The organism is uncultured Nostoc sp., assembly GCF_964247315.1.
Taxonomy (GTDB): Bacteria; Cyanobacteriota; Cyanobacteriia; order Cyanobacteriales; family Nostocaceae; genus Nostoc.
Genome location: NZ_CAXTTT010000035.1, coordinates 30,982 through 52,088, shown reverse-complemented (window position 1 = coordinate 52,088; position 21,107 = coordinate 30,982). Strand labels below are relative to the sequence as shown.

Below are 21,107 nucleotides of genomic sequence, written 5' to 3'. Positions count from 1 at the left end.
ACTATACCTATGTATTCCTAGACCTCAGCTACTAACCCCTTTCCTTTGAAGGCAAAGCGGAAAGGTTAGTATGTCACTTTTAAATCCACCTAACTAATTTAAGAGCAACATCATGTCACAATCAATTACCATTACCAACGAAGATATTCTTCAACAAGTTAAAATATCCTGCAAAATTCCTGAGATAGTTGAGCAAATTGTTAGCCGTAAAGTGATTAGCTCTGCTGCTGAAGAAGCTGGGATAAAAGTAGAAACAGAAGAATTACAAAAAGCAGCAGACTTATTCCGCTTAATAAATAAAATAACCAGTGCTGAAGAGACATGGACTTGGTTGGAAAAACATAGTTTGTCTTTAGATGATTTTGAAGAAATTGTTTACAGTGGTGTCGTTTTCGGAAAGTTAAGTCAACATTTGTTTACAGATAAAATCGAACTATACTTCTTAGAACATCAGTTAGACTACGCTGGTGTGGTAATGTATGAGGTTGTATTAGATGATGAAGACTTGGCAATAGAACTTTTCTATGCTGTTAAGGAAGGTGAGATGAGTTTCTATGATGTTGCTCACAAATATATCCAGGATACTGAGTTACGCCGAAAAGGGGGATATTTGGGGATAGTACGCCGCCAAGATTTAAAGCCGGAGATTTCTGCTGCTGTCTTTGCTGTTACACCGCCTCAGGTTCTCAAACCGATAGTAACTTCTAAGGGATTACATCTAATTTTTGTGGAGGAGATTATCCAACCAGAATTGGATAACAAACTGCGTCAGCGAATTATCACTGATTTGTTTGATGAGTGGATTAAGCAACAAATTGAGCCAGTTAAATTGGTGAAAAATTTTGACTCAGGTAGTTAGATAGTTAGATTTACAAGTCTAGGCAAAAATTCAGCTTGTCTGACAGAATTTCCACTTTTAATCTAGCTAAAAAGCCCCTCATATATTTGAGGAGCTTGCTATTAGTTGAAATTATATCATGTCCGCATAATTAGTTATGATTCCCATAGTCATTGCCCCCCACCCCTTAATCTCCTCCCCTTAGCAAGAGGAGGGAAGATAAAGCGTAGCTTTGGAAGAGTGGAGTTTTTCAGGTTTAGTAAGTAATCAACCGGACATGATATTATACTTAAAAGAGGTAAATTTAACCTCAATTGTATACTAAATAATGCTTAATAAGCATCAGTTGCTATAAGAGTAATGGCAACTACTATAATAATAGTGCCGGTTCCTCCCTTGATGCTGAGAGTATCACTTTCTGACAATTCTGTTAACTGATCTAAATAGCTTTCGGAATCAGAAAAAAATTCGCTTCCAGTTACGGATAGATTATCAATTTTGATTGTAGCCATTGCTTTATCTCCTTTGAGATTTTCTATTATTGTGTTCAAACAAGTATTAGGTTATGTTTTGCCCAATCCCTGTAATTATATGTTTGCATTTAAAACGTGTAAGAGCAACTGTTAAAAGTATTTTATGAGGACATAATTATTTCACTATTGACATACTAGTAAATATTAAAAAACCCCTCAAAATAGTTGAAGAGTTTGCTGCTAGACTAAACGACAGTTCACTAAAGTTTATCGAACTTACATTGCTATAGTAACAATAAGAAGAGTAGAACTGTGCCGATTCCTCCCTTGATGCTGAGAGTATCAGAAAGTGATACTTCTAACAACTGATCTAAATAGGTTTCAGAATCAGAAAAAAATTCGCTTCCAGTTACGGATAGATTATCAATTTTAATTGTAGCCATTGCTTTATCTCCTTTGAAGTTTAACTTGAATTTGTTCTTGCAAGGGTGGGTTTATGTTTTTGCTAATCCCATTAATTACATATTGCCATTTAAAAATCGCTACAATAAGTATATACAGTTAGTTTTTAGTAACATAAATGTTTCCTTATTGACTTGATATAAAATACCGAAAAGTCACTTATAACAGTTGGCGAGTTTGCTGTTGTACCATTTTACAAAATACCTGACACAGATATATGGGTGTGAGTGGTGTTGTACAGATGTACACTCCTACAGCCTATCTATCTATCTATTTGTTGCAAATATTTTTGGAAATGATATTAGTTGAGACTGTAGTTTAAAGAAAGTGAGATCATTTCAAAAAATAAAAAATCTGGCACTGCTGCCAGATTAAATTAATTCATCTTTGTCAAAGGTTATTTTCAACAATCACTCAATACAGCTTTTGACATTGCTGCTTAATTTTTGTTTACATAACAAGCGCGAACCTGTAATGAAAATACCAAAAGCTAACATGCTTGCTGTATAACTAGGTTCAGGAACGGAAATACGAACAACCTCACCTTGTCCTGAAAGATAACCTTTGTTTGAAACATAGATCTCACCATCAGAACCAAGCGCTAAAGCAGTAGGGAACAATAACCCATCACTGGCGATAGTTTTGTAAGTACCATCAGGAGCTACATAAATCAAAGCACCAGAAGGAATAGTGTTTGGAGAGTTTAATGAAGTAGAGGCAAATTCTAAGACATATAGCCCACCCTGATTATCGAAAGCAAGATCAGCTATTTGTGTGAAACCATCAGCGTAAACCACAGGTTGATTATCGGGGCCAATTTTAAAGATACGGGCTGCGTTATCTGGATTAGGATACCCCGTGTATTCTCCTACATATAAAGTATTATCAGGGCCAGTTGCGATCGCAGTAGGCACTGATTGCATTCCAATAGTTTCACCTGTAGCTGGGTCGGTCACACCCCTCTCAGGAAATATAGACACCGCCGCCAAATCACTTCCATCAGTTTTGACTTTGAAAAGGTCGTTTGCGGCTGCATCAACGATATAAGCAGTGTCTTCTTTAATTACAAAAGAATAGGGGTTGCTATCAATGCTGTTTTGGTAAGGATTATATAAATTTGAACCTGTACGATCGGGATTGTATAAGCCCTCATAAGCTGCTAGATCAGCCAGCTTTGTCCACGAAGATCCACCGTTAAGCTGATCAATTTTAATGAGTTGTCCAAAGTCAGGAATTTTCAGAACATTATCGCGTTGCTCTGGAGTTGAACCCAAACCAACAACTACATAAGCCTTGCCAGATGAATCAAATTGTATATCATGAGGGCCAGTAGCATCAAAACTAACAGGTAATTGTGGAATGGATATTGCTAAAGATGGTAGACCTGTAACCACACGCTTTTGTGTACCATTCTCAATCCGTGTTACAGCACCGGTTGCGCCATAACACATTGTTAATCCACTGCCTCCAGGTGCTGGAATGCAGGCTCCTGTACCTCCTGTACCCGCCTCCGTAACGTAGAGAGATCCATCAGGAGCAAAGGTTAGCCCCCGTGGGCCATCAAGACCACTGGCTATGACACTTAAGCTTGCTGCATCTGAAACTTCTCCAACTCCAAAAGTAATAAATGCTGCTCCTGTAGCAGCTATCAACAACTTTTTCAGCATTTTTTGAGTCTCCTTTGGAATGAAAATTTTAGAAATCTAGCATTGTATAAATATCTTCAGAGTTGGCATTAAGATACGAACGCTGCAATTCGATTCCCAAAGAAGAAAATTGCTCAATTATAGCCCTCATCCGCCCCTCAATTGAGTTATCCCCTTGATACCAAGCTTCCAGCAACCCATTTGCCACAATCTGACAGCGATTCATCCCAAAGCTTTCTTGAACCCCAAACTTTTGGTCTGGTTCTTCTGCTAACCCTAACCCTGGTGCAAGTTGCATGGTGAATAGTGGTACCTCCGGCTGAAAATGCGATTGGTTTTCTGCATAGACAGCCTCAAGGACTTGCCAGACAGCTTCATAGTTGCCTTTTTCAAAGTACAGTACCCCTGAATCGTAACGCTTGTAGTCATCTGGGTTATACAGCACCTTAAAGTGGAAGAAAATGGGAATGGCATTCAGCCGCCGCGTCAGGCTACTCATCACTGCCACTGCACCTTCTGGGCTGAAGTTAAAGTACACCCGTACCAGATTTTCATGACTTTTAGATACGACATTGCTAACTGCCATGTAAAAGCCATTTTGCACCAGATTCTTTGGCATCTGGATAGCCACAGAATCACCTACCATAGCTGCCATTTCAATAGGTTGAAGATGCTTATTCCGTTCAATATGCAGCCTCAAACCGCCTTTAGTCACGGCTAAACTGCCATCACTTTCTTCTCTCAAAACAGACCAACCAGAGTCAAAGTAGCCCTCTCCATAATTACTTTCATGCAATCGTTTATAAAACCCCATATCTACCCCTAAAACAGTATTATTTTCCAAATCTAGGGGCAAACCATTTCCCTCCCCATCTAGTGCCAACGTACTTTGCATAGAACCGTTGTAATAGATACCGTAAAGAAAACTCCGCAATTGCAGACTCAGATATTTCTGTTGCATCTGGGTTGGCATCTTCTGAAAACGTTCAACTACCTCAGATGGTAATTCCAAGGGTTTGTAATCTGGATGGTGGATGGAGAAATCAGATTTTATCTCAATTTTCCGAACAATATCTTGCAGAACATCTAGTAATTGCTCAGTTAAACTAGTCTCTAGCTGAGTTTGAGGAGAATTTAATAATTGCATAACTACTTTAGTAATAACAAAATGATTTAAGCAACAGAACTACTCAGGTGAGTTAATTCAACAGCAGCACCAAAAATTGTTGGCATCGATTGTACAGGACGGCTTAATAGCGTCTTAGCAACTTGAAGCATAGCAATCCCCATATTGCCAAAAGATTTTTGGTACTGAATCATCACCTGAATATGTTGAATTAAAGCAAAACCTGTAAATTGCACCACCCGTTGCAAGAAATCAGGGCGATATTCTAGAATTTCTGGAAAAGTGTTTAAATAAGCTTGGGTTAATGTACCAATTGAAGGCTGAAGTAGTTCTAAAGGTGTTATAGCCAAGCGTAGAGACTCTTCAATACTCAAAGAACTACTGATAACCAAGCTACCCAGCCAGATTTGTACATAGCTGCCAAGAAGTGTTCCCAAATCAAAAGCTGGATCTCCCCAAGCCGAGCGTTCCCAATCAATTAGCCGGACAATATTGTTACTGGAATCCTGCCAATCCTTGTACAAAAGAATATTATTTAGTTTCAAATCATTGTGTGTCAGACAAGAGGGTGTTATAGCATTACCCAATTCTGCGATCGCCTGCCCCAAGCTATCATAACGTTGATATAGAGCAAAAAACTTTAACCCATCCCCAGGAACTAAACCAAAAATTTCCGGTTCAACCCGTTCTAATCTCTGAACTAAATGTGATACTTGATCAACCATTAAATTATCTGAATTTTTAGAAAAGAATTCCTGATATTCTTGGCGGTTGAAAGTATCACGATGGATAGTCCCTAAAATATTACCAATTGCAGTAGCGATTTCTGTAGGAAAGCTATTTTCCTTGGTGTAGAAATCCTTTAAATCTCGATAATCATCCAGATATCTGAAAACAATAATAGAATTATCAGCATCAAAATGCAGTACCTCTGGTAAAAACAAGCGGTAGTTGTCAAGATTTGGAAATCGTTGTAAAAAATCTTGAATTCGCCACTCACTTAAAAATTCACCAGCCGCTTTCCCTTCCTGATTGTGTCGTTCTTGTTTTACTAGAAGTTTGCGATCGCCTGGTAAAGTAGCTAATAAATTAAAGTTTTTAGCTGCAACTATTTCTACCTTAATGGGTAATTGCTCGGACTGATTACATAATCCCTGTTCAACTAAATAATCGACAACATTATGAGAGTTTAAGAGAAATGTCATAATTTTTAAATGTATCAACCAATTTTGATGTATAGAAAACTCTGGTAGTTGAATTACTACCACAGGCTGTTTATGCAAGGGTTCTTAAAACTAGTACCGCACGGCGTCAACAAACCACCCATTCCAAATTAATCAAATGTCTACGGTATAAAAATTACAAATCTAAAGTTTGTTTTCGTCTTACCGATGCATTCACAACAGCTTCTTCAATCAAGTTCGTAATTTCAATTTGACTTGTGAAATGTTTCTGATAAATGCTTATTAACATGATATTCTCCCTAAATTACTTAAATAAACTTTATAGCTTCGTTTAGCGAACAGTTGGTGTCGCCACTTTAACTAATAATTCAGAATGATTGTAATTATCTGTAATAACTTGCGGACAACGCATACAAGCTGCCTTACCTTCTTGTTGCCACCATCGGCAATCTCGGCGTATGGAACAAGGTGGTAGTTCTTCTACTACCGCCGGCAAATTTTCTGCAACTCGCATTGCCAGACGACAATCTTTGCCATCAAAATGTTGACAACTTTTAGTTGCACAGGGTGCAGCCGTCCGAAAAATTTCAGTGGGTGTTACTGGACTAGCCTTTGCTATCAGTTCATCTGTAACAGCTTGTGGCTGCTTAAGATAAGCTACACGGGGTTCTGTGACTGTGCCACCAACGACGCCAAAAACAACACTGTCCTGCCATTCTGGTCTAGCACTAGGGCAAAGTGTAGTCTTTTCTGTAGCGATATCTTCCATAAATTGAACCTGTAGTAAATTGTATTTTTAAGCTGATGGAGATGTACAGTTAGTTTCGGATCAAACTCCTCTCCATCAACCTAAATAAGCAAATTAAATGTTCAAGAGTTTAATACTGACTATTAACTTAAATCAGATCAAATCTGGTAAGATAGGTGGAGTCAATCCTCCGCAAATAATTGGTTCTAAAAGAACTAAACCACCTGCAACCTTTGCCATTTCTTCATCAGACAGAGTTAGCAAAGTATCTTCTGAATCCTCAACTAGGTTCCTTCGTGCTACTGCATTGTTAACAGCATTATCAATCAGATTACTAATGTTCAATTGAATATCTGAATTCTTTTTATTTCTTTCCATTGTGTTTCTTTTCTGAACATATAACTAGGTATAGGCTAAATTACTAAGTACTGTAATTACCTAATCTGTCTATATTTTAAGCATGATAATAATGATTTAACTATGTTTTGAAAATTTATAAGCAGACATAAATAAACCTTTTATGTCACTAAACAATAATTCAAAATTTTTCATTAATAACTATTCATTGATAAAGGTTATATATCAATTACTTCAGCAGCAAACTTTTGCAGCAATTATCAGACAATATTTAATTAACTTTTTGGCTTTAATAAAACATTTATGTCCCAAAAATTTTTCCAATCCTGGGCAATGTTTAATGACAATATAACAAGTAAGACTTAAGTAATATTATTAAATAGTTTTCAGGCTGATCGAGAAAACTTCAAATTCAGAATTAGGGAACAGAGTTGATATTATAAACATCTCTAATCAGTACTTTTCACCCTTTCAAATAAAACCCGATAAACAGGTTCACCCTTTTTTTGTGTACCTATTTCGCGTTCTGTGGGCACTGGTAGGGGGTTTTCAGCCAACCATTCTCCTGCACCAACTTTCTGAAAAGCTGGGTGAGCAGCAAAGCGATCGCGCATTTCCACAGCAACAAATTCCATATCTGATTGCAGAAATACCAACCCCCCAACCGCAAGATAATTAGCTAAGTCTGCCACTAGTTCTGGTTGGACTACACGGCGTTTAGCATGGCGGGTTTTAAACCAAGGATCGGGGAATTGAATTGTAACGCGTTGTAAACTTCCTGGAGGGAGGAAAGATAAAAGCGGGTGCAGTGAGTTATTCACATTGCAAAATAAATAGTGCAGGTTTGTTAAACCTAACTCAGAACGTAACTTATTCGCCTCCACCACCAACGGTTCCCGAATTTCCAAGCCGAGAAAATTCCAGTTAGGTTCTATCTTGGACATATTCAACAAAAACAGTCCCTTCGCACAGCCAATATCTAAATGTAGTGGTTGATTTGGCTTGGCATAAATTTTTTCCCAGTCTTGGGGACTTGCTGGTGTTTGATACTTTTTACCAAGTGGATTAACATGCTGGCGGACTCGGACTGCTGCCAAAATTTTTTCTCCTTTACGTGAAAATATCCTGTGGTGATTCAGGTTATATCAATTCAAAAAATGTTTGCGACTTGACACCCCATCTTCACTGACGCGCACCCTCCCTCAAGCTTTGGGAAGGGTTGGGTGGGGTCTTATCTATGTATTGCATTCTCTTTTCAAATTGGTATTACAAGGAAGTCTAGCAAAAGTATGCCAAAAATTACTGCTTTATCATTCAATTGCCTACCCAGCAGCAAGTTTGTATAACAGTCTCAGTCAAATACGTCATCCTTGCACTGTTTTTTTAGGTTATCGAGAAATTTATATTTTGGAAGACCCTCATTTTGCATTAATCTCTAGAATTAAAATGCCTTAACACATTTGCTTTAGTCGTGGAGGGAGGAAACTTAAACAGTGGATATTTTAGATTTGTTTTATAAGGGTGGGCCAGCAATGTGGCCATTGCTAGTTCTATCGATTCTGGCTTTGAGTGTGATTTTCGAGCGTTTGTGGTTCTGGTTGCGAATGTTGACTCAGGAAAAGCAAATAGTCAATCGCATCCTGGATGCTGCCCAGGATAATTGGGAAGTAGCTGCGGACATGGCAAGACAAGCAAGCCATCAGCCTGTCGGGCGTTTTCTGTACGCCCCTCTACGTTTAGCGAAAAGTGATACGGAAACCTTTCGACTAGCACTAGAGGCTACGGCAGAAGACGAATTAGCTGGGATGCGGCGGGGCGAAAAACTTTTAGAAGCCGTGATTGCTCTAGCGCCGTTGCTAGGATTGTTGGGCACGGTTTTGGGTTTAATCCACTCTCTGCGCTCAATTCGGATTGGTGATTTGGGAACTGAATCTACCGCTGGCGTGACTACTGGTATTGGTGAATCCTTAATTAGTACGGCAAGTGGGCTAATAGTTGCCATCATTAGTTTGGTATTTTACCGCCTATTTCAAAGTTTTGTAGTCAACCAAGTTAAAGTTTTTCGCAAGGCAGGGAATGAGATGGAATTGCTTTATCGCCAGTCTCCTCCTGACTTTAGCAATAGGACATCAGCAATTGTGCCAGAAAATTTCACTCCACCCCGCAAACCAGGAAAGACTAGAGTTTCTGAACCTCCCGAACCCCCGAATACACCTAATTAATAGTCAATATTAATAGTCAATAATTCAACCCCTGAACCAGGCTTGAGAGTGAGACATGAAAGTTAATCTACATACTCCAATTGAAGAAGTCCAAATTCAAATCATCCCTTTAATTGATGTTGTTTTTTGTATCTTGACATTTTTTTTATTAGCGGCTTTACAATTTACACGGCAACAGGCAATAAATGTTGATTTGCCTAAAGCCAGCCCCAGTTCAATCTCTGGAATAACATCACAGAGTGGAAGTGTGATTGTGACCATCGATGCTGTGGGCAATACTTACATAGAAAAACAACCAGTAAAACGGGAGGATTTGAGACAGAGTTTAAAACAGTATCTCCAAGCAAACCCTAATGCCGTTGTCGTGCTGAATGCTTCGCGCACAGCAACTTACAACGATGTGATTGAGACATTGGATTTGCTACGACAAGTAGGGGGCGATCGCGTTTCTTTGGGAATTATTCCCGGCCCATCTCAACCATCTATAAACTCGCCTAACCAGCCTACTGTCCCCTCTTTCCCAATCAATCCTGGTGCTGCACCACTTCCAGGCATTAATCCCGAAGGAAATATTACCCCAAAATTCCCCTTAGCACCTAATTCTGTACCCTTTCCTAGCATCACTCCTGGTATTTCTCCCGTGGTTCCTAACTCACCAGCGCCTCAAGCGCCTGTAGCACCCAAAAAAACCCAACCTCCTCTTAAAAGATGAGATAGGGAAATGGGGAATTGGAGATAGGGCATTGGGCATGGGTTATTCCCCTTGTCTCCTTTGTCCCCCACTCATCACTCCCCATTCCCCCTTCAAGCCTTTTCCAAAACCTAAAGATATCTAGAATAAATCTTGGCTAGAGAAAAAAAGGTGCTAATTTACAAATAATTGGTTGAGCTTTAAAGATTTTTCCACCTATAAACTGAGCAATTCATCACCAATTACCATCCACATTTCATACCAAATTGGGGAAGGATGTCCAAATAGGTTAACAGATTGAAAAGCGCTTATATCAAGCGTTTTTCAGTGTGTCCTAATTACAAATTACTAATTAATATCAGGGGTTGTGGCATGAATATCGTGACGCTTTTAATTGTTTGGGTCGTAACAGCTATCAGTTTGTTGATAATTAGTAAGTTGCCTTTGGGAGTTGAAATTGATACTCCTGGTAAAGCGTTTCTTTCTGCCGCAGTGCTTGGTATTGTGACGGCAATAGTCAGACCGATTTTAAGCCTCATTTTTGCAGTACCAAATCTACTAACATTGGACTTATTATCTGGCATTTTCACATTTATGATTGCCGTGGTTTGTTTTAGTATTGCTGCTTGGTTAGTAGAGGGCTTTCGCTTGCGTTACGGGATTTGGAGTGCTGTTATTGGGGCATTTACACTGACTATAATTAACAGCTTAATCTACAAAATATTGGGTGTCTAAAGCTAAGAGTTAGGAGTTAGGAGTTATTAACAATTCCTTACTCATAACTCCTAATTCATCACTGCCAAATTGTAACTATTCGTTGGAACTTGGGGGAGCAACTGGGATAGTTGATTGTTGTTTACGTTGCTCGCGTTTTTTGCGATCGGCTGAGAGGATATCTGCCATCACCACTAGCGCTTGCGCCATTTTGTCTAGGTTAGAACGGTATAGCTCCAAATCCTTGTTGAGTTTGTCATCAGAGAGGTGCAAGCCAGCAGCGATCGCTTTCAGCGCCTCAGTGAGTTGCTTTTCGTCTTTGACTAATTCCGGATCTGAGTGTTCTAATAACGAAAATACACCAATTGCGAACAGACGGTTGTATTTAAAGTTAGGATTGTTGGCGATCACTTGCAGGTTTGCTTGCAAGTCAGCATCTCTATCTAAGTAAGTAGTTTGGCCCAGCCACGCAATTAAATCTTTAACTGGCAAACCTTTAACTACGGTTTGCAATCTCTGGGCATCCTGTCGATATTGTTGCGGATCTTGTTCTATAGCCTGACATAAGGCGTTAAAAATTGATTCTTGATCCCGTTCTGGTTGATAGCCTTCCATGAAGCGGTCAAAAGTAGTGACGACACCCAAGGCATAAATTGGATTGTAGCTAAAATCGATATTTACTGACAGCAGATGCATTTCCACCATCAATTCTTCTACTACCCGACGATAAATAGTGTTGATCGGACGGGTGTGAAGATTATAGAAAGTTCGCTTTGTATCAGAGACTGTACGGACGTTATTCACAAAGAAAAAAGAAATGTTAAGGGCGACGTATCTTTATTTTCTCGCTTAAAGGCTACTTTGCCAAGTTGAGCTTTTAGCGGGTGACGGTTTCATTTACAATATATACACACCAGAAGTATTTTATAAGCTGGCAGCTACAGCAAATAAGACCTTTTCTCCTGAAAAATAGCCAAAAATTATTATCCTTGATGATTTATTTATTGTACTTATGAACTTATCGCCACAGTTAATTGCTTTAGGTGAGTATCTAGCTGGTGAATTTGATAATCAAGAACAAGCCATAGGAGAACCAGTTTGGTATGTCCACCTGTGCCTGTGGCAAAGACCAGTTAATCTGTTCACAGAAGATAGCATCACCTTATTTGCCGAACAGGCTAATGTTATTACCCTAGATCAACCCTACCGCCAACGAATTATCCGGTTGCGTCAAAGCAGCGACTCTGACCCAACTGTGGAAGTACAATATTATATGCCTCAAGATCCAGATGCATTAAAAGGCGCAGGTAATAACCCTGCTCTACTAAACACACTCACACCCGAAAAATTAGATTTACTACCAGGTTGTATCCTAGCAGTGACTCAAGATAAACTAGCCCCAGATCGCTATAAGTTTGCTACTACACCGCTACCAGAGACTCGTTGCAGCTTTACTTATCTTGGCAATAGCGTCCATGTTTCTTTAGGTTTTGCAGCTACAGCGACAGAATTTCACAGCTACGACAAAGGAATTGATCCCGCAACTGGAAAAGCAACCTGGGGAGCGATTATGGGGCCTTATCGCTACACGAAGCGAAATCAGTATTCAATAAGATAAATCCAATTCGCAATTCGCAATTCGCAATTCGCAATTAAACTCAGCCACCCACAAGGGGTGGGGTTTTTACCTACCTTGAGATACAAGGATTTTTTCGCGCCACTTGCAGGCGAGGTTTTGAACCTTTACTTTTTTGATAAAGTTATGAGTTATTGAGTTATGAATTAACTCCTGTACAGACGCGATTAATCGCGTCTCTACTCTTAACTTCTAACTCTTTTTTAGCTAGCAATGCTACGCGGTACACCTTCTAAAGCTTCCTCTTCTGTTTCAAAGATTTCAAAAACAGTATCCATCATCGTCACTTCAAACACGAGTTTGGCTTCTGGATGTACATTGCAGATGCGGAAACTGCCCTTGACTTTATCAGCATCACGCATTCCAGCTACCAAAGACGTGAGGCCAGAACTATCAATAAAATTAACCTGGGCCAGATTTACAACTACATGGCGACTGAGTTTGGAAATACACTCTTGTAACTTCAGGCGAAATTGCCAAGCAGTGGTGATATCCAGACGGCCTGCTGGTGTCAAGACGATAACAGTGTTTCCGTCTTGGGTTGTATAAGTTTTTTGGTCTATATGAATCACTAAAGCCCTCCCCGTGGCATTCCTTTTATGATTAACTGGTGACAGAATTTTCTAATGCTGTCATGAGATTAACAAGCTATAGCTAAATTTGTCACCTTTTTCGGCTAAGTGCTTAACTTTAGTAGTTTAACTCACCAAAATAGTAAAGAATAGGGCATGGGGAATAGGGTATGGGGCATGGGACATAGGGAGATGAGGAAGGGAGGGCTAAAGAATTAATAACCAATGCCCAATGCCCAACGCCCAATGCCTTATTCAATCTGCTGTCCAGTTGATCCAATCTTGAGGTTTAAGGAAAGTTTTATACAACTCGGCTTCGGGGGAATTAGGTTCTGGTTGATAGCCGTATTCCCAGCGCACTAAGGGAGGTAGGGACATAAGAATTGATTCGGTGCGTCCGTTGGTTTGCAGACCAAAAATGGTACCTCTGTCATAAACTAAGTTAAATTCTACATACCGTCCTCGGCGGTAGAGTTGAAAATTCCGTTGGCGATCGCCATACTCGATCCCATGTCGCCGTTCTACAATTGGTACGTAGGCTGGTAAAAATGCTCTGCCACAGCCTTGTACAAAGCCAAACAAATCTTCCCAATTTCGGGTTGCTGGTGTTCCCACTTGGTTGCTATAAATAGCCGCTTCCCCGTTGGGATTTGGCCCGCGATATAAAGCACCTTGGCCATCTTGGTAATCAAAAAATAGACCGCCAACACCCCGTGTCTCATCACGATGCTTCAGGTAGAAATATTCATCACACCACTTCTTAAACACTGGGTAATACTCTGGGTGGTGTTGATCGCAAGCCTGCTTTAATGTTTTGTGTAAATATGCCGCATCTTCAGCAAACGGGTAATAAGGTGTCAAGTCAATACCACCACCAAACCACCACACTGGGCCCGCTTCAAAGTAGCGATAATTTAGATGCACTGTGGGCACATAAGGATTTTGAGGGTGTAATACCAGTGAAGTGCCTGTAGCATAAAAGCCATGCCCTGTTGCTTCCGGGCGTTGGGTTAAAATTGAGGGTGGCAAATGGGAACCCTGAACTTCAGAAAAGTTTACACCTGCTTGTTCAAATATTGCACCATCTCGCAGCACGCGCGATCGCCCTCCACCTCCTTCTGGGCGTTCCCAACTATCTTCATTAAACTTAGCCACACCATCTAGTTTTGCCAATGATTCGGTAATTTCGTCTTGCAGTTGTTTCATAAACTGACTGACCCTAGTCTGAGCGTCAGCTGCTGGCAAAGACTTGGATGATTCTGCTTCTACAGTTGGTATTTGCGAGTTGGTCAACATACATTCCCGAACCTAAATTACAATTTCCAGAAAGCCACAAATTTTTCATTTTCAAATTTGGGGGAAACACGCACCAACAATCAAGCTCTATTTACCCAACCCGTTTTTTTCTTACTGGTTAAGCATTTATACGATTGATGGGCATCACTAGAGTTATTTTCCCTCAAATGCGTATAGGCTTGTATATTGAATTAGTTTTTTTTGAAATTCTTAATTGGAATATTTTGGTATAAAGACTCAATTTTAGTCTTAAGCTTGAGGTATCAAAGATTTGACTGGTTGACTCAGAACTTCTTTGCCATATTGCTGATATCAGCTGTTAAAGGCTGTATCTAATCGAGGCTTGCTATGTTTAGGGTATTTTTGAGAAAGTTTTAATTTAAGGGTTAAAGGTAAACGTAGTTGCACACCATACCAGAGTTACCAGAAAGTATCTAGGAGGAGGATTAGGAAAATGCAAGGTTGGTTATCCAAATTCATCCGCCGCAAACGTCGTCGGTTTTGTGCTTCTCTGGTGTGGACATATCGAGAGATTAGTTCTGCTTCTGTAGATGAACTGTGGCAAAAAGTGGTTGACTTAACAGATGTTTCCTGGCATCCACAACTTAAGAGTACTAATGTCCCCCGCGGATTAGTACCCAAACCAGGATTGATTTTTCAAGCTGTAACACGCTTTTCGCCAATTCCCATCAGAATTTTTGTGGAACGTGTCAATCCCAGAGAGATGCTGAGTATCCGAGTGATGGCGATTCCTGGAATAGAAGAACGGGTAACTTACCAAGTAGAGTCAACGGTTTGTGGTACTTGTTTATCTTATTCTGTAACACTACGGGGTTGGTTATCGCCCTTGATTTGGTCTTTATCCCGTCCTTATGCAGACAGAGTTGCACGGTCTTTAGTCGAGGCAGTAGAAAAGACGGCATTATCAGGGGTATCTGCTAAGAAAAAATCCCTTAATGATAGTTGTTTTGATTTTTAGGTACTGGATGATTGGAGACTGGAGGAGACAAGGGGGACAAGAAGAATAACCAATGCCCAAAGAAAGTTAAGATTCAATTAGGTAATAATGCAATTTGTTAAGTTTTATCACGGCAGTGACAGTGATAATACTAAGCTGACCTTACTTAAGAAGGCATCCAGTTAATAGCTAAGATGTTCCCCACAAGTGTATTTATTCATTTTGAATTTTGAATTTTTATGTACGATGTCCTCGATTCCCACTCTGTCTTAGAAGTTTTGCGACCAGTAGAAGACCCAGAACTCCGCAAAAGTCTGGTAGAACTGAATATGATTCGCAACGTAAAAATTGATGGTGGTAAGGTTAGTTTCACTTTAGTGTTAACCACTCCTGCCTGTCCTTTACGTGAATTTATTGTCGAAGACTGTCAAAAAGCTGTCAAAAAACTCCCAGGCGTTACAGATGTCAAAATAGAAGTGACGGCAGAAACACCGCAACAAAAAAGTTTACCTGACCGCACTGGTATTTCTGGAGTCAAAAATATCATTGCTGTTTCCAGCGGCAAAGGTGGTGTTGGTAAAAGTACAGTGGCAGTGAATGTAGCAGTGGCTTTAGCCCAAACTGGGGCGAAAGTCGGCTTGTTAGATGCTGATATTTATGGCCCCAATGACCCCACCATGCTGGGTTTGTCTGATGCTCAAATTACTGTGCGTTCCACTGAAACAGGTGAAATCCTGGAACCTGCTTTTAATCACGGCGTCAAATTAGTTTCAATGGGCTTTTTGATTGACCGAGATCAACCAGTAATTTGGCGGGGGCCTATGCTCAATGGTGTAATTCGCCAGTTTCTCTATCAAGTGCAATGGGGAGAACTGGATTATTTGATTGTAGATATGCCACCGGGAACCGGAGATGCTCAGTTAACTTTAACTCAAGCAGTACCAATGGCAGGGGCAGTAATTGTCACCACGCCACAAAACGTAGCCCTGTTAGATTCTCGCAAGGGATTGCGGATGTTCCAGCAGATGAATGTTCCGGTATTGGGGATCGTGGAAAATATGAGCTATTTTATTCCCCCCGATCGACCAGATAAGCAATATGACATCTTTGGTTCAGGTGGTGGCTCCAAAACAGCTGCTGAATTGGGAGTACCACTGTTGGGGTGCGTGCCGCTAGAGATTTCCACACGAGTTGGTGGTGACAGCGGTGTGCCGATAGTTGTTGGCGACCCAGATTCAGCTTCAGCAAAAGCATTAACAGCGATCGCTCTTACCATTGCTGGTAAAGTATCAGTTGCTGCCCTGACATAATTATAAATTTTAATTTCTATCTACTTCCTGGGCTATAGCTTGGGAATACTAGGGACTGGATGTTAGGGATTAGGAAAGTTGGGGAAGAATAACTATTGATTATTGACTAATTCCCAATTCCCAATTCCCAACAATTAAAGCTAAAGTCTAAACTAGCACAATGTTGTTAAAACGATCGCTCCCCAAAATTCGCTGGAAGTCTTGGGTTAAGCCCTGGCAGCATGTAGATTGGCTACTTTTTTGTTTGCCGATTGCTGTCAGTATCTTTGGCGGCCTAATGATTCTCAGTACGGAACTTAAGCAACCAGTGACTGACTGGTGGTGGCACTGGATGGTAGCGGGTATCGGTGTGCTTATAGCCCTGTTTTTATCTCGCATCCGTTACGAACTGTTGATGCAGTGGCACTGGGTAACTTATTCGTTAACTAACTTCAGTTTAATCGCCGTGATGATTGCTGGTACTAGCGCCAAAGGGGCACAGCGGTGGATTAGTATCGGCGGCTTTAACGTGCAACCCTCAGAATTTGCCAAAATCGGCATGATCGTCACCTTAGCAGCTTTGCTACACAGACGGACTGCTTCTAGCCTCGAAGGTATTTTCCGCGTTTTAGCAATTACCGCTATACCTTGGGGATTGGTATTTTTACAGCCAGATTTAGCAACATCACTGGTATTTGGTGCGATCGTCTTAGGAATGCTTTACTGGGCAAATGCTAACCCAGGCTGGTTAATTCTGATGATTTCTCCGGTGGTTGCCGCCATTTTGTTTAGTATATCTTGGCCTTTAACAGAGCCAATAGTTTTATTCAAAGAACTATCTTTTGGCCCATTAGGACTAATTTGGTCAGTTGTGATGGCTATTATGGGCTGGCAAACTCTTCCTTGGCGTCGATTTGGTTTAGGTGCTATCGGTGCGTGGACTTTCAATATACTGGGTGGCGAATTAGGAGTCTTCGCCTGGAACCATGTTTTGAAAGAGTATCAAAAAGACCGACTAACTGTATTCATGAATCCCGATCACGATCCACTCGGTGCTGGATATCATTTAATTCAATCTCGCATTGCTATTGGTGCTGGTGAGATATGGGGATGGGGTCTGTTCAAGGGGCCAATGACGCAACTGAATTTCGTACCCGAACAGCATACAGACTTTATTTTCTCAGCAGTGGGAGAAGAATTTGGTTTTGTTGGTTGTTTGGTAGTGCTATTTGTTTTCTGCTTAATTTGCTTGCGCCTACTACATATTGCCCAAACCGCCAAAGATAACTTTGGTTCCTTGTTGGCTATTGGCGTTTTGTCGATGATTGTGTTTCAGGTGATTGTGAACGTTGGCATGACTGTAGGTTTAGCGCCTGTGGCAGGAATTCCCTTACCTTGGATGAGTTATGGGCGTTCTGCGATGCTAACCAACTTCATTTCCTTGGGAATAGTAGAATCAGTAGCAAATTTTCGCCAAAGGCAGAAGTATTATTGATTCGTCATTTACACTTCTCCAAGGGCAAATGACTAATGACAAGTATTAAGCTATTAAAAGGAAACAAGCGAGGCTATAAACATGATTCTGCCTGGAGCAACTGTTCGCGTCAAGAATCCCGCAGATACTTATTATCGCTACGAAGGACTCGTGCAACGACTTACTGATGGCAAAGTAGCCGTATTATTTGAGGGTGGTAACTGGGATAAATTAGTTACCTTCCGCCTGAGCGAATTGGAACTCGTAGAGACCACCGCCGGACGTAAAAAAGCCAAATAAGATTAGTCATTAGTCATTTGTCCGTTGTCATTTGGCAAAAACTAATGACTAATGACCCTTCGGGTTCGCCAGTTGCTCATGGGGAAACCCCCAAGACCGCACTGGCTCACCAATGACCAATGACTAAATTACTATGCGCCTCCCCCTACCACAGTTTGCCACTGGCAATCGCCATCCCAATCATATTGCAGAGGTAATTGAAACTACCAGTACTGAATTCTTAGCTCAGTGTTTGGAACCGGAAGATTTAAGCTTTCCCTCCATGCCACCCTTTGGTAGTTGGGTCTGTTCTGTAGATGAAGAATCTGGCAATAAAATTTATGCTGTAGTGTATTATGCCACGACTATGCCGATAGATTCTGTCCATCGGGCGAGAGCGTTGGGGTTGTCCTTGCAAGACTTACGGGAGGAACAACCCCAAATATTTGCTATGCTTCGCACAGAATTCCGAGCTGCGATCGTCGGATTTGAACTATCTTCGCAAAATCAAAGTTATAACCAAAGAGTATATCAGTATCTTCCACCCCGTCCCCCGCAAATTCATCAAGCTGTTTATCAATGTGAACCAGAAGCTATCGTTAAATTTACTGAAGAACTAGATTTTTTACGCACACTACTTTGTATAAATGGTGCGCCAATAGAGTCTTTAACCGCAGCTGCCATTCGAGATGTATACCAGTTACGCAAAGCTGAGCGAGAATGGCTAATTAAAGCTGGACGTAGCTTAAGTGTTTTACTTAAAGATGACTACGATCGCTTACGGTTCATTTTGAGTCAAATCCACCCGTAGGTAGTTAATTCTTAAATAATTGCCTAGTTAGTGTAAATTAAAATTTTTGATTTTTCGTCAGGTGGCTTCTCTATTTATTCATATTGATCGGGCGATCGCCCCCAAGGTAATCGCTGTTTTACCATAGCCCCTTCAATTTCTATATATGGAACTAATATCACAAGTTCTTGTTCTGGAACCAACTTCCCAAGTTCTTGGCAAAGAACCAATTGTTCCCTTTGCTATTTTACTGGCGGTCATCTTAGTTATACCGATCATATTTGAGCGGCTAAGATTACCAGGATTAGTGGGTTTGGTTTTCTCAGGGCTAGTGCTTGGACCTTCAGGTTGGAATCTTTTTCAGTCTGACTCACCGATGATTAACCTACTATCAGACATTGGGTTAATTTATTTGCTGTTTGTCGCCGGACTAGAAGTCGATCTAGAACAGTTTCGCCGGAAAAAAAGTCGTGCCTTTGGGTTTGCTAGCTTGACTTTCAGTGTTCCCCTGCTCATCGGAACCTTGATAGGGTTGATTTTAGGCTATGGCTGGAATACTTCGATCTTAATTGGCTCTTTATTCACTTCCTATACCCTTTTGGCATATCCCATAATCAGCCGTTTGGGAGTAGTAAACAATGAAGCTGTTACTGTCACCATTGGAGCTACGATTTTTACAAACATTGGTGCAGTACTGATATTAGCCGTTTGTGTAGCTGTCGTTCATGCCGGAGTATTCAGCTTTGCTAAACTACTCACCTTGTCAGGTTGGTTAACTATTTACTCTGTTGCTGTTGTTACAGGCTTTGATTGGGCAGGCAAAGAATTTTTCAAGCGGTCTGGAGACGATGAAGGAAACAAGTTTTTGTTTGTGTTGCTTTCTGTGTTTCTGGCAGCTATGGGCGCTCAATTGATTGGGGTAGAAAAAATTGTTGGTGCTTTTTTAGCGGGTTTGGCAGTGAATGAAGCTGTGGGTGAAGGCCCTGTCAAAGAAAAGGTGGTATTTATTGGCAGTGTGCTGTTCATTCCCATTTTCTTTGTAGACCTTGGTTTACTGATAGATTTACCCACCTTTGCGAACAATTTGAACACGCTCAAGTTAACACTGTTGATCGTAGTTGGTTTGATTGTCAGTAAATTGATTGCAGCTTTGTTGACAAAACTGGTTTACCACTATAAATGGCAAGAAATTCTAACGATGTGGTCGCTCTCACTTCCCCAAGTTGGTACAACGTTAGCAGCAACGTTAGTGGGATATCGGGCTGGGTTGCTGCCACTAGAAGTATTACACAGTGTGATTGTCTTAATGCTCGTCACATCAACCTTGGGACCGTTGATGACCAGTCGAATAGCTGTTGGTTTGAATTCCCCGCCAGCCGAAGATCCAGTACCACCTCTATCTGAGGAGAACGCATCAGAAACAAACAGTGCTTTTACTATAGTCGTGCCTGTATATAATCCTCAGACCCAGCAGTATTTGATTGAAATGGCGACGTTATTAGCGCGTCAGTCTCAGGGCAAAATTATACCCCTAGCGATCGCTACTGCTGCTGCTCACATGGATGCGCCCCAGTTAGAAGCGTCTCTACAACGGAGTGAGTGGTTATTGAATAAAGCCACGACACAAAGTCGAGCCTTGGGTGTAGCTGCAGAACCAGTGCTGCGAATTGATGATGCCTTTGCTCAAGGAATTAGCAGAGCGGCTCGCGAACAAAAGGCTAATTTAATTGTTATGGGTTGGGGTAAACGGACTGGGTTACGAGCGCGTTTATTTGGGAATGTGATTGATGGTGTGCTTTGGGCATCCCATTGTCCAGTAGCAGTGACACGTCTAGTAGAATCACCGAAAAAAATTCAGCGGATCTTAGTACCAATAGAAAACTTAACAGCACCGATATTACAACCTGTACAATTTGCCCAGATCCTAGCCGAGGCAAATCAGAGCCACATTACTGTGCTGAATGTGTGCGATCGCCGCACTAGTTCGAGTAAAATTGCTTGGAGGCGATCGCATCTCTCCCTATTGGTATCTAAATTGGTTTTGGCCAATGCCCCAGAAATTCAAATCATCGCTCACGAAAATGTTGCCCAAGCAATTTTGCAGGCAGCAAGATTATATGATTTAGTAGTTTTACCTTTTATACGTAATCGTACCAGTCCTGGAGGGTTAGCCATTAGCGATGTCACAACCCAGTTAGCCAGACAACTCACCTGCTCAATTATCATGCTTGGAGAACCGCAACGCACTCAAACCACAAATTTAATTATGTCTACCACGGTTAGCAGCATTACATCTGCTGTATGATGTAAGGCAGAATACAGTTCAAGTAAGTGGACTTGGGCTGCGTTAGC

Annotated in this window: 22 protein-coding genes; 11 read left to right on the top strand and 11 right to left on the bottom strand. The window is 41.0% G+C overall.

Annotated elements, in window-relative coordinates:
- The first annotated feature begins 112 nt into the window (after window positions 1-112).
- A complete protein-coding gene (locus tag ACFE93_RS12860; protein WP_375473655.1) occupies window positions 113-859 on the top strand; it encodes a peptidylprolyl isomerase in 747 nt (248 codons plus the stop codon).
- A 311-nt stretch (window positions 860-1,170) separates the two neighbouring features.
- On the opposite strand, the gene ACFE93_RS12855 is transcribed toward ACFE93_RS12860, so the two are convergent.
- From ACFE93_RS12855 to trmB, 8 genes are all read right to left on the bottom strand, one after another.
- Window positions 1,171-1,350: a hypothetical protein gene (locus tag ACFE93_RS12855; RefSeq protein ID WP_375473654.1), complete on the bottom strand. Its 180-nt coding sequence runs from the start codon at window positions 1,348-1,350 to the stop codon at window positions 1,171-1,173.
- Window positions 1,351-1,595: 245 nt separating this feature from the next.
- Window positions 1,596-1,754 carry a hypothetical protein gene (locus ACFE93_RS12850; RefSeq protein WP_375473653.1) on the bottom strand — a complete coding sequence of 53 codons (159 nt, stop codon included), beginning with the start codon at window positions 1,752-1,754 and terminating at the stop codon, window positions 1,596-1,598.
- Between the two features lie 429 nt (window positions 1,755-2,183).
- A complete protein-coding gene (locus ACFE93_RS12845) occupies window positions 2,184-3,440 on the bottom strand; it encodes a ScyD/ScyE family protein (RefSeq protein WP_375473652.1) in 1,257 nt (418 codons plus the stop codon).
- 28 nt (window positions 3,441-3,468) lie between these two features.
- Entirely contained in the window at window positions 3,469-4,566 is a 1,098-nt protein-coding gene (locus ACFE93_RS12840; RefSeq protein WP_375473651.1) for a T3SS effector HopA1 family protein, read from the bottom strand.
- 26 nt (window positions 4,567-4,592) lie between these two features.
- Window positions 4,593-5,750: a phosphotransferase family protein gene (locus ACFE93_RS12835; RefSeq protein ID WP_375473650.1), complete on the bottom strand. Its 1,158-nt coding sequence runs from the start codon at window positions 5,748-5,750 to the stop codon at window positions 4,593-4,595.
- A gap of 310 nt (window positions 5,751-6,060) precedes the next feature.
- A complete protein-coding gene (locus tag ACFE93_RS12830) occupies window positions 6,061-6,498 on the bottom strand; it encodes a nitrogen fixation protein (RefSeq protein ID WP_375473649.1) in 438 nt (145 codons plus the stop codon).
- Between the two features lie 132 nt (window positions 6,499-6,630).
- Entirely contained in the window at window positions 6,631-6,855 is a 225-nt protein-coding gene (locus tag ACFE93_RS12825; RefSeq protein WP_375473648.1) for a hypothetical protein, read from the bottom strand.
- Window positions 6,856-7,283: 428 nt separating this feature from the next.
- Window positions 7,284-7,931, bottom strand: a complete 648-nt coding sequence (gene trmB, locus ACFE93_RS12820; protein ID WP_375473647.1) for a tRNA (guanosine(46)-N7)-methyltransferase TrmB — start codon at window positions 7,929-7,931, stop codon at window positions 7,284-7,286.
- A gap of 396 nt (window positions 7,932-8,327) precedes the next feature.
- Between trmB and ACFE93_RS12815 the strand changes: the two genes are divergently transcribed.
- The 3 genes from ACFE93_RS12815 (at window position 8,328) to ACFE93_RS12805 (ending at window position 10,482) form a co-directional block, all read left to right on the top strand.
- Entirely contained in the window at window positions 8,328-9,056 is a 729-nt protein-coding gene (locus ACFE93_RS12815) for a MotA/TolQ/ExbB proton channel family protein (protein WP_375473646.1), read from the top strand.
- A gap of 55 nt (window positions 9,057-9,111) precedes the next feature.
- Window positions 9,112-9,768, top strand: coding sequence for a biopolymer transporter ExbD (locus ACFE93_RS12810; RefSeq protein ID WP_375473645.1), 657 nt, complete (start codon window positions 9,112-9,114; stop codon window positions 9,766-9,768).
- A gap of 351 nt (window positions 9,769-10,119) precedes the next feature.
- The gene (locus ACFE93_RS12805) at window positions 10,120-10,482 is read left to right on the top strand and encodes a phage holin family protein (protein WP_289798955.1); all 363 of its coding nucleotides are present in this window, start codon (window positions 10,120-10,122) and stop codon (window positions 10,480-10,482) included.
- 75 nt (window positions 10,483-10,557) lie between these two features.
- Here the strand turns inward: ACFE93_RS12805 and psb29 are convergent, their stop codons facing one another.
- Complete coding sequence (gene psb29 / locus ACFE93_RS12800; RefSeq protein WP_375473644.1) at window positions 10,558-11,265, bottom strand: photosystem II biogenesis protein Psp29; 708 nt, start codon at window positions 11,263-11,265, stop codon at window positions 10,558-10,560.
- Between the two features lie 208 nt (window positions 11,266-11,473).
- On the opposite strand from psb29, the gene ACFE93_RS12795 reads away from it, so the two are divergent.
- Window positions 11,474-12,079 (top strand): chromophore lyase CpcT/CpeT, encoded by a 606-nt coding sequence (locus ACFE93_RS12795; protein WP_375473643.1) that lies wholly within the window; start codon window positions 11,474-11,476, stop codon window positions 12,077-12,079.
- Between the two features lie 221 nt (window positions 12,080-12,300).
- On the opposite strand, the gene ACFE93_RS12790 is transcribed toward ACFE93_RS12795, so the two are convergent.
- Together ACFE93_RS12790 and hemF are read right to left on the bottom strand one after the other, a co-directional pair.
- Window positions 12,301-12,669, bottom strand: coding sequence for an STAS domain-containing protein (locus tag ACFE93_RS12790; protein WP_012411454.1), 369 nt, complete (start codon window positions 12,667-12,669; stop codon window positions 12,301-12,303).
- 255 nt (window positions 12,670-12,924) lie between these two features.
- Window positions 12,925-13,965, bottom strand: a complete 1,041-nt coding sequence (gene hemF, locus ACFE93_RS12785; protein ID WP_375473642.1) for an oxygen-dependent coproporphyrinogen oxidase — start codon at window positions 13,963-13,965, stop codon at window positions 12,925-12,927.
- 454 nt (window positions 13,966-14,419) lie between these two features.
- Here hemF and ACFE93_RS12780 point away from each other — a divergent pair, with 454 nt between their 5' ends.
- From ACFE93_RS12780 to ACFE93_RS12755, 6 genes are all read left to right on the top strand, one after another.
- Window positions 14,420-14,944, top strand: coding sequence for an SRPBCC family protein (locus tag ACFE93_RS12780; RefSeq protein ID WP_375473641.1), 525 nt, complete (start codon window positions 14,420-14,422; stop codon window positions 14,942-14,944).
- Window positions 14,945-15,162: 218 nt separating this feature from the next.
- A complete protein-coding gene (locus tag ACFE93_RS12775) occupies window positions 15,163-16,233 on the top strand; it encodes an Mrp/NBP35 family ATP-binding protein (RefSeq protein WP_375473640.1) in 1,071 nt (356 codons plus the stop codon).
- A gap of 160 nt (window positions 16,234-16,393) precedes the next feature.
- Complete coding sequence (rodA, locus tag ACFE93_RS12770) at window positions 16,394-17,707, top strand: rod shape-determining protein RodA (protein ID WP_375473639.1); 1,314 nt, start codon at window positions 16,394-16,396, stop codon at window positions 17,705-17,707.
- A gap of 81 nt (window positions 17,708-17,788) precedes the next feature.
- Window positions 17,789-17,986, top strand: coding sequence for an NAD(P)H dehydrogenase subunit NdhS (locus ACFE93_RS12765; RefSeq protein ID WP_100898602.1), 198 nt, complete (start codon window positions 17,789-17,791; stop codon window positions 17,984-17,986).
- Between the two features lie 133 nt (window positions 17,987-18,119).
- Window positions 18,120-18,776, top strand: a complete 657-nt coding sequence (locus tag ACFE93_RS12760) for an HAS-barrel domain-containing protein (RefSeq protein ID WP_375473638.1) — start codon at window positions 18,120-18,122, stop codon at window positions 18,774-18,776.
- Window positions 18,777-18,921: 145 nt separating this feature from the next.
- Window positions 18,922-21,060, top strand: a complete 2,139-nt coding sequence (locus ACFE93_RS12755) for a cation:proton antiporter (RefSeq protein ID WP_375473637.1) — start codon at window positions 18,922-18,924, stop codon at window positions 21,058-21,060.
- The last annotated feature ends 47 nt before the right edge of the window (window positions 21,061-21,107 follow it).